At 61.0% G+C, this 12,060-nt stretch carries 15 protein-coding genes; all 15 read right to left on the bottom strand.

Going from position 1 to position 12,060, the window contains the following annotated elements:
- Nucleotides 1–9: 9 nt before the first annotated feature.
- The 15 genes from ispG to trmJ all read right to left on the bottom strand — a co-directional run bounded on the left by ispG (nucleotide 10) and on the right by trmJ (nucleotide 12,031).
- The gene (gene ispG / locus AC07T0_RS08500) at nucleotides 10–1,119 is read right to left on the bottom strand and encodes a flavodoxin-dependent (E)-4-hydroxy-3-methylbut-2-enyl-diphosphate synthase (protein WP_495000728.1); all 1,110 of its coding nucleotides are present in this window, start codon (nucleotides 1,117–1,119) and stop codon (nucleotides 10–12) included.
- A gap of 3 nt (nucleotides 1,120–1,122) precedes the next feature.
- The gene (locus tag AC07T0_RS08495; RefSeq protein ID WP_495000727.1) at nucleotides 1,123–2,100 is read right to left on the bottom strand and encodes a RodZ domain-containing protein; all 978 of its coding nucleotides are present in this window, start codon (nucleotides 2,098–2,100) and stop codon (nucleotides 1,123–1,125) included.
- Entirely contained in the window at nucleotides 2,097–2,858 is a 762-nt protein-coding gene (gene pilW, locus AC07T0_RS08490) for a type IV pilus biogenesis/stability protein PilW (RefSeq protein ID WP_495000726.1), read from the bottom strand. The genes AC07T0_RS08495 and pilW overlap by 4 nt, the downstream gene beginning before the upstream one ends.
- 12 nt (nucleotides 2,859–2,870) lie before the next feature.
- Nucleotides 2,871–4,019, bottom strand: a complete 1,149-nt coding sequence (gene rlmN, locus AC07T0_RS08485) for a dual-specificity RNA methyltransferase RlmN (RefSeq protein ID WP_495000725.1) — start codon at nucleotides 4,017–4,019, stop codon at nucleotides 2,871–2,873.
- Nucleotides 4,020–4,047: 28 nt separating this feature from the next.
- Entirely contained in the window at nucleotides 4,048–4,473 is a 426-nt protein-coding gene (gene ndk, locus AC07T0_RS08480; protein ID WP_103498543.1) for a nucleoside-diphosphate kinase, read from the bottom strand.
- Between the two features lie 88 nt (nucleotides 4,474–4,561).
- Complete coding sequence (gene iscX, locus AC07T0_RS08475) at nucleotides 4,562–4,762, bottom strand: Fe-S cluster assembly protein IscX (RefSeq protein ID WP_248797098.1); 201 nt, start codon at nucleotides 4,760–4,762, stop codon at nucleotides 4,562–4,564.
- Nucleotides 4,763–4,776: 14 nt separating this feature from the next.
- Nucleotides 4,777–5,118, bottom strand: a complete 342-nt coding sequence (gene fdx, locus AC07T0_RS08470; protein WP_495000724.1) for an ISC system 2Fe-2S type ferredoxin — start codon at nucleotides 5,116–5,118, stop codon at nucleotides 4,777–4,779.
- Between the two features lie 2 nt (nucleotides 5,119–5,120).
- Entirely contained in the window at nucleotides 5,121–6,983 is a 1,863-nt protein-coding gene (gene hscA / locus AC07T0_RS08465; RefSeq protein WP_495000723.1) for a Fe-S protein assembly chaperone HscA, read from the bottom strand.
- A gap of 51 nt (nucleotides 6,984–7,034) precedes the next feature.
- A complete protein-coding gene (gene hscB / locus AC07T0_RS08460; RefSeq protein ID WP_495000722.1) occupies nucleotides 7,035–7,556 on the bottom strand; it encodes a co-chaperone HscB in 522 nt (173 codons plus the stop codon).
- A gap of 8 nt (nucleotides 7,557–7,564) precedes the next feature.
- The gene (gene iscA / locus AC07T0_RS08455) at nucleotides 7,565–7,888 is read right to left on the bottom strand and encodes an iron-sulfur cluster assembly protein IscA (RefSeq protein WP_010565230.1); all 324 of its coding nucleotides are present in this window, start codon (nucleotides 7,886–7,888) and stop codon (nucleotides 7,565–7,567) included.
- A gap of 45 nt (nucleotides 7,889–7,933) precedes the next feature.
- The gene (iscU, locus tag AC07T0_RS08450; protein WP_007929523.1) at nucleotides 7,934–8,320 is read right to left on the bottom strand and encodes a Fe-S cluster assembly scaffold IscU; all 387 of its coding nucleotides are present in this window, start codon (nucleotides 8,318–8,320) and stop codon (nucleotides 7,934–7,936) included.
- Nucleotides 8,321–8,420: 100 nt separating this feature from the next.
- Nucleotides 8,421–9,635, bottom strand: coding sequence for an IscS subfamily cysteine desulfurase (locus AC07T0_RS08445; protein ID WP_495000721.1), 1,215 nt, complete (start codon nucleotides 9,633–9,635; stop codon nucleotides 8,421–8,423).
- Nucleotides 9,636–9,685: 50 nt separating this feature from the next.
- Nucleotides 9,686–10,177: a Fe-S cluster assembly transcriptional regulator IscR gene (gene iscR / locus AC07T0_RS08440; protein ID WP_495000720.1), complete on the bottom strand. Its 492-nt coding sequence runs from the start codon at nucleotides 10,175–10,177 to the stop codon at nucleotides 9,686–9,688.
- Nucleotides 10,178–10,481: 304 nt separating this feature from the next.
- Nucleotides 10,482–11,258 carry a serine O-acetyltransferase gene (gene cysE, locus AC07T0_RS08435; RefSeq protein ID WP_495000719.1) on the bottom strand — a complete coding sequence of 259 codons (777 nt, stop codon included), beginning with the start codon at nucleotides 11,256–11,258 and terminating at the stop codon, nucleotides 10,482–10,484.
- Nucleotides 11,258–12,031 carry a tRNA (cytosine(32)/uridine(32)-2'-O)-methyltransferase TrmJ gene (trmJ, locus tag AC07T0_RS08430; protein ID WP_495000718.1) on the bottom strand — a complete coding sequence of 258 codons (774 nt, stop codon included), beginning with the start codon at nucleotides 12,029–12,031 and terminating at the stop codon, nucleotides 11,258–11,260. The genes cysE and trmJ overlap by 1 nt, the downstream gene beginning before the upstream one ends.
- Between the last annotated feature and the right edge of the window lie 29 nt (nucleotides 12,032–12,060).

The raw sequence follows: 12,060 nt of genomic DNA, 5'->3' as shown, positions 1-12,060 counted from the left end.
ATTCTTCGATCAGCCGCGGGCGATCAGCGCCGCGTCGGCTTCGACCTTTTCGGCCGCCTTCTGCCGGATCAGCCTTTCGAGCTCATCCACCAGATTGTCATTCGTCAGTTTCTGCGCCGGCTTGCCGTCGATGTAGATCAGGTTCGGCGTCCCACCGGTCAGGCCGATATGGGCCTCTTTGGCCTCACCCGGTCCATTGACCACACACCCGATCACCGCCACATCCAGCGGCACCAGCAGATCTTCCAGGCGCCCTTCCAGCTCGTTCATGGTCTTGACCACATCGAAGTTCTGCCGCGAGCAGCTCGGGCAGGCGATGAAGTTGATACCACGGGAGCGCAGGTGCAGGGACTTGAGGATGTCGTAGCCGACTTTCACTTCCTCGACCGGGTCGGCCGCCAACGAGATGCGAATAGTATCGCCAATCCCTTCGGCCAGCAGCATACCGAGGCCGACGGCGGATTTCACTGTGCCTGAACGCAAACCACCGGCTTCGGTGATCCCCAGGTGCAGCGGCTGGACGATTTCCTTGGCCAGCAGGCGGTAGGCGGCTACCGCCATGAACACATCGGAAGCCTTTACGCTGACCTTGAAGTCCTGGAAATTCAGGCGTTCCAGGTGCTCGACGTGGCGCAGGGCGGACTCCACCAGCGCCGCCGGCGTAGGCTCGCCGTACTTTTTCTGCAGGTCTTTTTCCAGGGAACCGGCGTTGACGCCGATGCGGATCGGAATACCGCGATCACGGGCGGCATCGACCACCGCGCGCACGCGGTCTTCACGACCGATATTGCCCGGGTTGATACGCAGGCAGTCGACACCCAGCTCGGCCACGCGCAGGGCGATCTTGTAATCGAAGTGAATATCAGCGACCAACGGCACCTTGACCAACTGCTTGATCCGACCGAAAGCCTCGGCGGCATCCATGTCCGGCACGGAAATGCGCACGATATCGACGCCGGCGGCTTCCAGGCGGTTGATCTGCGCCACGGTGGCCGCGACGTCATTGGTGTCGCTGTTGGTCATGCTCTGCACCGCGATCGGCGCATCGCCGCCTACGGGTACCGAGCCGACCCAGATTTTACGAGACTCGCGACGCTTGATTGGGGATTCGCCGTGCATGACTTATTGACCTAGCTTCAGGCGAGCGGTCTCGCCACTGGTGAACGGGGCGATATCGACCGGCTGACCGTTGTACGAAATCTGTGCACCACGGGCATAGCCCAGGCGCACGGCAAACGGCGGCTTGCCGCCGAGCTCAAGGTTCTCGCCCTTGCGCTTGAGGCCGCTGACCAGCACCTTGCCATTGCCGTCGGTGACCTGGGTCCAGCAATCGGCGACGAAGGTCAGGTGGACCTGGCCAGCACCGGCCACAGGCTCGGCGGCAGCCGGGGCGCCGTTGGCAGGGGCAGTGGGCGCGACCGTCGACAGCGGGGCCGGGGCGGGCGTCGGGGCCACCACCAGGGTCTGCGCCGAATGTGGTACAGGCACCACCGCCGAAGTGGCCGGGGCCGCAGCCGCAGGCTGGGCCTCGACCGCGCCTTCAGGGGCCGGCGCCTCGGAGGCGGCCTGGTTCTCGTTCACGGCCTGGTCTTCCGGCTCGTCGATCGGGTGAATCTGCGTGGTGCCGTCGGCGCTTTCGACTTCGACGTGCTCCATGTTGACCGCCGCCTGATCCTTGGAACGCAGGCTGGCCTGGTCCTGCCACCAGACGAAGCCGCCGCCGATCACGGCAATCAGCAGCAGCAGGCTGACAATGCGCAAGAGGGTGTGGGAAAACCGCACCGGTTCTTCGATATGGCCCAGAGCCTGGACGCTGCTGCCCTGGGAGTCGGTGCCGGTGCTCTGGTCGAACTGCTGGACCAGGACGGCCTGGTCCATGCCGAGCAACTTGGCGTAGGCACGGATATAACCCCGGGCAAAGGTATGCCCCGGCAGCTTGTCGAAGGCACCGGTTTCCAGGTTACTCAGGGACGACACCGTGAGGTTGAGCTTCACGGCCACCTCGGCCAGCGTCCAACCATTGCTTTCGCGGGCCTGACGCAGGGTCTCACCGGGGTTGACGCGAGTCGCTGCTACAAATTCGGGTTGCGCCGCTTTCATCTTTGCTCCGACAGGTATTGCTGATATTCCGGCGTACCGGGATAGAGTCGTTTTAGTTGCAAGCCGTAACTGGCGGCCTTGTCACGATCTTCGTAGATTTTCGCCAGGCGGATACCGAGCAATAGACTACGTGCATTTTGCTCGCTCAGCAGGCTGAAGCGCGCGTAATAATCGCGTGCGGGCACATAATGCCTGTCTTCGTAAGACAACTCAGCCATTTCCAGCAAAGCACGTGGCTGTTGGCGATTCAGGCGCAGGGATTTATCGAAATGTTGCAGGGCCAGGTCGCGCTGGCCGAGGGCCAGGGCGGTCAGGCCGAGGTTTTCGAAAACCCGCGAGCGTTCGGTGTAGAGGCTGTCGGCGGCGGCCTGTTCAAAACGTGCGTAGGCGTCCTTGTAACGCTTGAGTTCGAACAGGAAGCTGCCGTAATTATTGAGCGTGCGCGCGTCGTCCGGACGCGACGACAAGGCCTTGTGGAAATGCTCCTCGGCCAATTGCGTTTCGCCTTCGGCCTGGAACACCAGCGCCAGGGCGGCATTGGCATCCGGATCGGAGCTGTTCATCTCCAGAGCTTTCTTCAACGGCACCTTGGCCTGCTCGGTCTGGCCTTGCTGCAGATAACCGATGCCCAACTGCACATAAGCCGCGCGCGCTTCATCGCGCCCCTTGCTGGTACTCAACGGGTCGACATTACCCGTTGAAACGCAGCCGGCCAGCAGGCCGACGAATACTACAAGGAGCGCAGCGCGCAGGGTCATGGAGGTCCTCTCTCAGTTTCGGTTCGCGGCGCTTTGCGGACTTTCGGCATCGGCGCTCAGCTCACGTACGGCGATGTAGCGTTCGCTGCGACGGGTGCGATCCAGCACCTGCCCCACCAGTTGACCACAAGCCGCGTCGATGTCTTCACCGCGGGTGGTGCGTACCGTGACGTTGTAGCCAGCCTGATGCAACAGATCCTGGAAACGCCGGATCGCATTGTTGCTCGGGCGCTCGTACCCGGAGTGCGGGAACGGGTTGAACGGTATCAGGTTGATCTTGCACGGCGTGTCCTTGAGCAGCTCGATCATCTCGACAGCATGCTCGACCTGGTCGTTGACATCCTTGAGCAGGGTGTACTCGATGGTCAGGACGCGTTTCTCGCCGAGGGTCGCCATGTAGCGACGGCACGACTCAAGCAGCATCTTAAGCGGATACTTCTTGTTGATTGGCACCAATTGGTTACGCAATGCGTCATTCGGTGCGTGCAGCGACAGCGCCAGGGAGACGTCGATATGCTCGGCGAGCACGTCGATCATCGGTACCACGCCGGAGGTCGACAGGGTCACGCGGCGCTTGGAGATGCCGTAGCCCAGGTCGTCCATCATCAGGTGCATGGCGGCGATGACGTTGTCGAAGTTCAGCAGCGGCTCACCCATGCCCATCATCACCACGTTGGTGATGGCACGGTCGACGGTCGCCGGGACGCTGCCAAAGGATTTGTTGGCAATCCACACCTGGCCGATGACTTCGGCGGCGGTGAGGTTGCTGTTGAAGCCTTGCTTGCCGGTGGAGCAGAAACTGCAATCCAGGGCACAGCCCGCCTGGGACGAAACGCACAAGGTGCCGCGTTTGCCCTGGGGAATGTAGACGGTCTCGACGCAGCTGCCGGACGCCACGCGCACCACCCATTTACGGGTGCCGTCGGTGGAGATGTCCTCGCTGACAACTTCAGGACCACGAACCTCGGCAACCGTCTTGAGCTTTTCACGCAAGGCCTTGCTGACGTTCGTCATGGCGTCGAAATCATCGACGCCAAAGTGGTGAATCCACTTCATGACCTGACCGGCACGGAAACGCTTCTCCCCGATTGAGTCGAAGAATTTTTCCATCTCCGGTTGAGTCAGACCCAACAGGTTTGTTTTGCCGATTGATACAGTCATGGATTCACCCTCACTCCCAAGCCTTTGCTTAGCGAGCGGTTACTTCGGTAGCTGCGAAGAAGTACGAGATTTCGCGAGCAGCAGCGGCTTCGGAGTCCGAACCGTGTACAGCGTTGGCGTCGATGGAATCAGCGAAATCAGCACGGATGGTACCGGCAGCCGCTTCTTTAGGGTTGGTAGCGCCCATCAGCTCACGGTTCAGAGCGATAGCGTTTTCGCCTTCCAGAACCTGAACGACAACCGGACCGGAGATCATGAAGGCAACCAGGTCGCCGAAGAAACCACGAGCGCTGTGCTCAGCGTAGAAGCCTTCGGCTTCAGCTTTGGACAGTTGCTTCATTTTCGAAGCGACAACGCGCAGGCCAGCGTCTTCGAAACGGGAAACGATCTTGCCGATCACGTTTTTTGCAACGGCGTCAGGCTTGATGATGGAGAAAGTACGTTGAACAGCCATGGTGTAACTCCAGAAACAGTGATTTGCCAAAAATTAAACCCGCGAATTATACGCGGGTTCCTGGGTATTGCCTAACCTGCTGCGTTGCTCAGTCGCGTTCTTCGATCCAGTGGGCCTGAATGGCCTCCAGAATCTTCTCGCCGCAGTGCTCAGGCTTGTCATCGAACTCGGGCAATGCCATTACCCACTTCTGTAGATCGACGAAGTTGACCGACATTGGATCAACTTCCGGCTTGGTTTCAGCCAGTTGAATCGCGATTTCCAGCACATCAACCCATTTCAGGCTCATGACAGCTCCTAGAATCAATGCGGCGCTTCGGCGGCGTGGTTGAGCGAGTATTTCGGAATCTCGACGGTCAGGTCCTCAGTCCCGACTTTGGCCTGACAGGCCAGACGCGACTGGGCTTCCAGACCCCAAGCCTTATCAAGGAAGTCTTCTTCCAGCTCATCGGCCTCTTCCAGCGAGTCGAAACCCTCGCGGATCAGACAGTGGCAGGTGGTGCAGGCACAAACACCACCACAGGCACTTTCCATCTCGATATGGTACTGATGAGCCAGTTCGAGGATGGACACACCCGTCTCAGCCTCCACGACCATGCCGTCCGGGCAAAACCTTTCGTGTGGCAGAAAAATGACCTGCGGCATCGTTATTCCTCAATCTCATTCAGGTTACGCCCCGCCAGCGCGGCTTTCACCGTCGAGTCCAGGCGGCGGGCAGCAAAGGCGTCGGTCACTTGCGACAGACGCTTGGTCTGTTGCTCGATGGCATAACCATCGGTGCCTTTCATCAGTTCGGTCAACTCCTGAACCTGCAGGTCGATGACCATGCGCTCGTCGGCATCCAGCAAGCGCTCGCCATCGGCCTCCAAGGCCGCCTGCACGGCTTCGACCAGGCGCTGGGCATCGACCTGCTGTTCACGCAGCACGCGGGCGACCTTGTCGTCGCTGGCGTGCTGGAACGAATCCTTGAGCATCCTGGCGATTTCGCCGTCGGTCAGACCGTAGGACGGCTTGACCTGGATGCTCGCCTCAACGCCCGAACCCAGCTCACGGGCCGAAACATCGAGCAGACCGTCGGCATCGACCTGGAAGGTCACGCGAATCTTCGCCGCACCCGCGACCATGGCCGGGATGCCGCGCAATTCGAAGCGCGCCAGGGACCGACAGTCGCTGATCAGTTCACGCTCGCCTTGCAGGACGTGAATCATCATGGCCGACTGGCCGTCTTTATAAGTGGTGAAGTCCTGGGCACGGGCGACAGGGATGGTGGTGTTGCGCGGAATCACCTTCTCCATCAGGCCACCCATGGTTTCCAGCCCCAGGGACAACGGAATGACGTCCAGCAGCAGCAATTCGCCACCATCGCGCTTGTTGCCCGCCAGGGTATCGGCCTGGATCGCGGCACCAATGGCCACCACCTGATCCGGGTCAATCTCGGTCAACGGCTGGCGACCGAACATCTCGGCGACCGCCTCGCGAACACGCGGCACGCGGGTCGAACCACCGACCATGACCACGGCCTGGACCTCGCCGAGCTCCACGTTCGAGTCACGCACGGCACGCCGGCAAGCCTTGAGGCTGCGCGCAACCATGGGCTCGATCAGCGCATCGAAGGCTTCGCGGGTCAACGCCGCACGCCAGTCGCCATACACCACCTCAACCGAAGCCTCATCGGTCAGAGCTTCCTTGGCGGCGCAGGCGATTTGCAACAGATGACGCTGCGTACCCGGATCGAGATCGACGGACAAGCCCGCCCGCTCAATGATCCAGCCGGCGATCGCATGATCGAAGTCATCGCCACCCAGGGCGCTGTCGCCACCGGTAGCCAGCACTTCGAAGACGCCACGGGTCAGACGCAGGATGGAAATATCGAAGGTGCCCCCACCCAGGTCATAGATCGCGACCACGCCTTCGGCGTTCTGATCCAGACCGTAGGCCACCGCCGCAGCGGTCGGCTCGTTGAGCAGGCGCAGCACATTGAGTCCGGCCAGCCGCGCCGCATCCTTGGTCGCCTGACGCTGGGGCTCGTCGAAATAGGCCGGCACGGTGATCACCGCCCCCACCAACTCGCCGCCCAGGCTCGACTCGGCGCGCAGACGCAGCACCTTGAGGATCTCCGCGGACACTTCCACCGGGCTTTTCGGCCCCTGCACGGTGTCGATGAACGGCATGTGCGACTCGCCGCCGACAAAGCGGTAAGGCAGCTGTTCGCCCAGTTGCTTGACGTCCGCCAGGCCACGGCCCATCAGACGCTTCACCGACAACACGGTATTGAACGGGTCACCGGCGGCGGCCAGCTTGGCCGACTGGCCGACTTCAACGCGATCGGCGTGATAGCGCACCGCGGACGGCAGGATGACCTGCCCGTCGGCATCGGGCAACGGCTCGGAAAGACCACTGCGCAACGCAGCGACCAGCGAATTGGTAGTGCCCAAGTCGATCCCCACAGCCAGGCGACGCTGGTGTGGTTGAGGACTCTGGCCGGGTTCGGCGATCTGCAGTAGGGCCATCGTTATCTGGACTTATCTGAATATCAGGCGTGCGACCGAGGCGGCACTGGGTTAATCGTCGAGGCGCTCTTCTAACTGGCGCACTTCGTAGGTGAGCTTGTCGAGAAACTGCATGCGCCGCATCAGGCGTTCGGCCTGTTCGCGTTGCGCGGCATCGTTCCAACAGGCTGCGAAGCTGTCGTTCAACTGGTCTTGGGCGACTTTCAAGCGGCGCTTGAACGCGGCGATACCGGGCAGGTCCGCCTCGTCCTGCAGCTCCTCGAGCTCCTCGCGCCATTGCATCTGCTGCATAAGGAAATCGGGATCGTGCACCGTGACCTCCAGTGGCAACTCGCGACCGCCCATGGCGAGCAGGTAGCGCGCACGCTTGGGAGGACTCTTGAGGGTCTGATAGGCCTCGTTGAGGCTGGCGGACTGCTCCAGGGCCAGGCGCTGCTCACGCTCGGAAGCGTCGGCAAAGCGGTCCGGGTGCACACCGCGCGCCAGTTCTCGATAGCGCGCGGCCAACTGTTCGAGATCCAGCGTAAAGCTCGGCTGCAACTCGAATAAAGCGAAATGACAAGGAGTACCCACAAGAAGCCTCAGATGTTGAAGCTTTCGCCGCAGCCACACTCACCGCGCACGTTGGGGTTGTTGAACTTGAAGCCTTCGTTCAACCCTTCCTTGACGAAATCCAGCTCGGTGCCGTCCAGGTAGGTCAGGCTTTTCGGGTCGATGATCACTTTCTCGCCGTGACTCTCGAACACCTGGTCTTCCGCCACCACCTCGTCGACGAACTCCAGCACGTAGGCCAGGCCGGAACAGCCTGTGGTGCGAACACCCAGACGAATCCCTTCACCTTTGCCGCGCCCGTCAAGGGAGCGTCGCACGTGTCGAGCAGCCGCTTCTGTCATGCTGATAGCCATCGGTGACTCCTTACTATATCGCCCAAATCTTCAACGCCAGATCGTTTAGATCAGGCCTTTCTTCTGCTTGTAGTCGCGAACGGCGGCCTTGATGGCGTCTTCGGCGAGTACCGAGCAGTGGATTTTCACTGGCGGCAGGGCCAGCTCTTCAGCCAACTGAGTGTTCTTGATGGTCTCTGCTTCATCCAGAGTCTTGCCTTTCATCCACTCGGTAGCCAGGGAGCTGGAGGCGATAGCTGAACCGCAACCGTAGGTCTTGAACTTGGCATCTTCGATGATGCCTTGCTCGTTGACCTTGATCTGCAGGCGCATCACGTCGCCGCACGCCGGGGCGCCGACCATGCCAGTGCCGACATCCGGGTCTTCCGCGTTCATCTTGCCGACGTTACGCGGGTTTTCGTAGTGGTCGATGACCTTTTCGCTGTAAGCCATGGTACTAATCCTCACTCATCAGGGCCGCTCTCGGTCCTGTGGTTACGCCAGCCGTTGATTGCCGCGTCGCTACAGGACCTGTATGTGGCGGCTTCTTTATTTAGTGTGCCGCCCACTCGATTTTCGAGATATCGACGCCGTCTTTGAACATGTCCCACAGCGGCGACAGAGCGCGCAGCTTGGTGACGGCCTCACAGACTTTCTGCGCGGCATAATCGATTTCTTCTTCGGTGGTGAAGCGGCCGAAGGTGAAGCGGATCGAGCTGTGCGCCAGTTCGTCGTTGCGGCCCAGAGCGCGCAGTACGTACGAAGGTTCCAGCGAAGCCGAGGTGCACGCGGAACCGGAGGAAACCGCCAGATCCTTGAGCGCCATGATCAGCGACTCGCCTTCGACGTAGTTGAAGCTCAGGTTCAGGTTGTGCGGTACGCGGGCGCTCATGCTGCCGTTGATGTACAGCTCTTCCAGATGCTCAACCTGCTTGTAGAAACGCTCGCTCAGGGCCTTGATGCGCAGGTTCTCGGCAGCCATGTCTTCCTTGGCCACGCGGAACGCTTCGCCCATACCGACGATCTGGTGGGTCGCCAGGGTGCCGGAACGCATGCCGCGCTCATGACCGCCGCCATGCATGGTCGCCTCGAGGCGAACCCGCGGCTTGCGGCTGACGTACAGCGCGCCGATGCCTTTTGGACCGTAGGTCTTGTGAGCCGAGAAGGACATCAGGTCGACTTTCAGCTTCTGCAGGTCGATGTCGACCTTGCCGGTGGACTGAGCGGCATCAACGTGGAACAGCACACCGCGCGAGCGGGTCAGCTCGCCGATGGCGGCGATGTCGTTGACGGTGCCGATCTCGTTGTTCACGTGCATGATCGAGACCAGGATGGTGTCGTCGCGCAGGGCGGCTTCAACCATGGCCGGAGTGATCAGGCCATCTTCGCGAGGCTCGATGTAGGTGACTTCGAAACCTTCGCGCTCCAGTTGGCGCATGGTGTCGAGGACCGCCTTGTGTTCGATCTTGCTGGTGATCAGGTGCTTGCCCTTGGAACCGTAGAAATGCGCGACACCCTTGATCGCCAGGTTGTCGGACTCGGTGGCACCGGAGGTCCAGACGATTTCACGCGGGTCGGCATTGACCAGGTCGGCCACCTGACGGCGAGCGTTTTCCACCGACTCTTCGGCTTTCCAACCGAACACGTGGGAACGGGACGCCGGGTTACCGAAGTTTCCGTCGACCAGCAGGCATTCACTCATCTTCTGGGCGACACGCGGATCAACCGGGGTCGTCGCTGAGTAATCAAGGTAAATCGGCAATTTCATGGACACTCTCCTAAATCAGGCTGGCTGGCGCACCGCAGGCTCTTTGGCTGTCATTCGACGGCGGACGCTTCGATCTTATCCAGGTGTAGCGCCTTGCTATTACCGCGGCGCTGATCCTGACGCTGGGCGACCTCTTGCACTTCACGGCGAGTGACAAGGTCCGCCAAGCTGATACCGCTGAGAAATTCGTGGATCTGCAGGCTGAGGTCACACCACAGATGGTGGGTCAGGCAGGTATCGCCGCCATGGCAATCGCCCAGCCCCTGGCATTTGGTGGCATCGACCGATTCGTTCACGGCATCGATCACCTGGGCGACCTGGATCCCCTGCATCTCGCGCGACAGCTGGTAGCCGCCGCCGGGACCACGCACGCTGGACACCAGGTTGCTGCGGCGCAACTTGGCGAAAAGCTGTTCGAGGTAGGACAGGGAGATGCCTTGGCGCTCGGAGATATCGGCCAGAGACACCGGCCCGCGTTGCGCGTGCAACGCCAGGTCGAGCATGGCGGTCACGGCGTATCGGCCTTTTGTAGTCAGTCGCATGGACAGGTACCACGGAGTTACGGGATCGGGATGGGGAAGAGTATGCTATTCCCGAGTATTTAAGTCAACTATAAGACCTAGTGCTTTAGTCGGGTTTACCGCTAAAACAGCGCGCAAATTGTAGCAAAGTCCGAGGCGTAATGGCATTGCGCTGGATCGATGGTTTTTTGTTGCCTTCAAGGGCCTCTTCGCGGGCAAGCTCCGCTCCCACAGGTTTTGTGCCGTGCGCAATCTCTGTGTACGACACGGTTATTACTGTGGGAGCGGAGCTTGCCCGCGAAAAGGCCAGCAAGCCCAGCGAAGATCAACCGACCTTGGCCTCGGTCTCGCCCTTCACCTCGACAAACCCGTCACACTGCAACTCCGGCAGCTCCTTGGCGCAATAAGTGCTGCCCAAGTCCTTCAGCGCCCCGCACATGCCTTCCAGACGCCCATCCACCGCCTGCAAGTGATCGAGCAACTGACCAATGGCCCGGGCCACCGGGTCCGGCATGTCTTCACTGACGCCATAGGCATCGAAACCGATCTTCTCCGCCATGGCCTTGCGCTTGGCTTCGACCTGATCGTCGACCTTCATGATGATCCGCCCCGGAATACCGACCACCGTCGCTCCCGGAGGCACCGCCTTGGTCACCACCGCATTGGAACCGACCTTGGCCCCGGCACCGACGGTAAACGGCCCCAGCACCTTGGCGCCAGCACCCACCACCACGCCATCTTCCAGGGTCGGATGCCGCTTGCCCTTGTTCCAGCTGGTACCCCCCAGGGTCACCCCCTGGTAAATCGTCACATCATCGCCGATCTCGGCGGTTTCGCCGATCACGATGCCCATGCCATGGTCGATAAAGAACCGCCGCCCGACCTTGGCTCCGGGATGGATCTCGATACCGGTCAGCCAGCGACCGAAGTTCGACACCACCCGCGCCAGCCACTTCCAGCCCATGCCCCACAACGCATGGCCCAGACGATGCAGCCAGATGGCATGCAGGCCCGGGTAGCAGGTCAGCACTTCAAAGGCATTGCGCGCCGCTGGGTCACGATGGAATACGCTCTGGATATCTTCTCGCAAACGCTCGAACATCACTGATCCTTCCGCTTAAGGAGCTCGCCCCGGGCCGCTTTTTCGGTTTCCGTGAGGATGCCCCGCAAAATATTCATCTCGGCGCGACTGACCGAACTGCGCCCGTACAGGCGACGCAACCGGGCCATCAGATGGCGCGGCTTTTCGGGGTCGAGGAAGTCGATGGCCACCAGGGTCTGTTCCAGATGGCCGTAGAACCGCTCCATCTCATCCATGGTCGCCAGCTCTTCGCTGCGCGTCGACGCCACTTCTTGCTTTTCTACCTTGCTCGGCCGCCCGACGGCCGCCAGCCAGGACATCCGCACCTCATAGCTCAGCACCTGCACCGCCGTGGCGAGGTTGAGCGAGCTGAAGTCCGGATCGGACGGGATATGCACGTGATAATGACATCGCTGCAGTTCGTCGTTGGTCAGGCCGGAATCTTCGCGCCCGAACACCAGCGCGATCTCGGCCCCCTGCCCGGCCTCCTCGACCACTTTCAACCCGGACTCACGGGGATCGAGCAATGGCCAGGGAATACGACGGTCGCGGGCACTGGTGCCAAACACCAGGTTGCAGCCGTTCAACGCCTCTTCCAAGGTGGCGACGACTTGCGCGTTTTCAAGGATATCGGTAGCGCCGGAAGCCCGCGCATCGGCTTCAGCGGACGGAAAGATCCGCGGTTCCACCAGTACCAGGCGCGACAGCCCCATGTTCTTCATGGCCCGCGCGGCCCCGCCGATATTGCCCGGATGACTGGTATTGACCAGGACAACACGAATATTTTGCAGCACGAGAGACACTCTCAGACTCGGCGAAGGGG

Source organism: Pseudomonas sp. GW821-FHT04D07 (genome assembly GCF_059420225.1).
Note: the sequence above shows the minus strand (reverse complement) of the source record. Positions and strands in the feature narration are given on the sequence as shown.

Excerpts from the sequence above, each read along its gene's own strand:
- ispG (WP_495000728.1), bottom strand. The coding sequence starts at position 1,119 with ATGCACGGCGAATCCCCAATCAAGCGTCGCGAGTCTCGTAAAATCTGG.
- AC07T0_RS08495 (WP_495000727.1), bottom strand. The coding sequence starts at position 2,100 with ATGAAAGCGGCGCAACCCGAATTTGTAGCAGCGACTCGCGTCAACCCC.
- pilW (WP_495000726.1), bottom strand. The coding sequence starts at position 2,858 with ATGACCCTGCGCGCTGCGCTCCTTGTAGTATTCGTCGGCCTGCTGGCC.
- rlmN (WP_495000725.1), bottom strand. The coding sequence starts at position 4,019 with ATGACTGTATCAATCGGCAAAACAAACCTGTTGGGTCTGACTCAACCG.
- ndk (WP_103498543.1), bottom strand. The coding sequence starts at position 4,473 with ATGGCTGTTCAACGTACTTTCTCCATCATCAAGCCTGACGCCGTTGCA.
- iscX (WP_248797098.1), bottom strand. The coding sequence starts at position 4,762 with ATGAGCCTGAAATGGGTTGATGTGCTGGAAATCGCGATTCAACTGGCT.
- fdx (WP_495000724.1), bottom strand. The coding sequence starts at position 5,118 with ATGCCGCAGGTCATTTTTCTGCCACACGAAAGGTTTTGCCCGGACGGC.
- hscA (WP_495000723.1), bottom strand. The coding sequence starts at position 6,983 with ATGGCCCTACTGCAGATCGCCGAACCCGGCCAGAGTCCTCAACCACAC.
- iscA (WP_010565230.1), bottom strand. The coding sequence starts at position 7,888 with ATGGCTATCAGCATGACAGAAGCGGCTGCTCGACACGTGCGACGCTCC.
- iscU (WP_007929523.1), bottom strand. The coding sequence starts at position 8,320 with ATGGCTTACAGCGAAAAGGTCATCGACCACTACGAAAACCCGCGTAAC.
- AC07T0_RS08445 (WP_495000721.1), bottom strand. The coding sequence starts at position 9,635 with ATGAAATTGCCGATTTACCTTGATTACTCAGCGACGACCCCGGTTGAT.
- iscR (WP_495000720.1), bottom strand. The coding sequence starts at position 10,177 with ATGCGACTGACTACAAAAGGCCGATACGCCGTGACCGCCATGCTCGAC.
- cysE (WP_495000719.1), bottom strand. The coding sequence starts at position 11,258 with ATGTTCGAGCGTTTGCGAGAAGATATCCAGAGCGTATTCCATCGTGAC.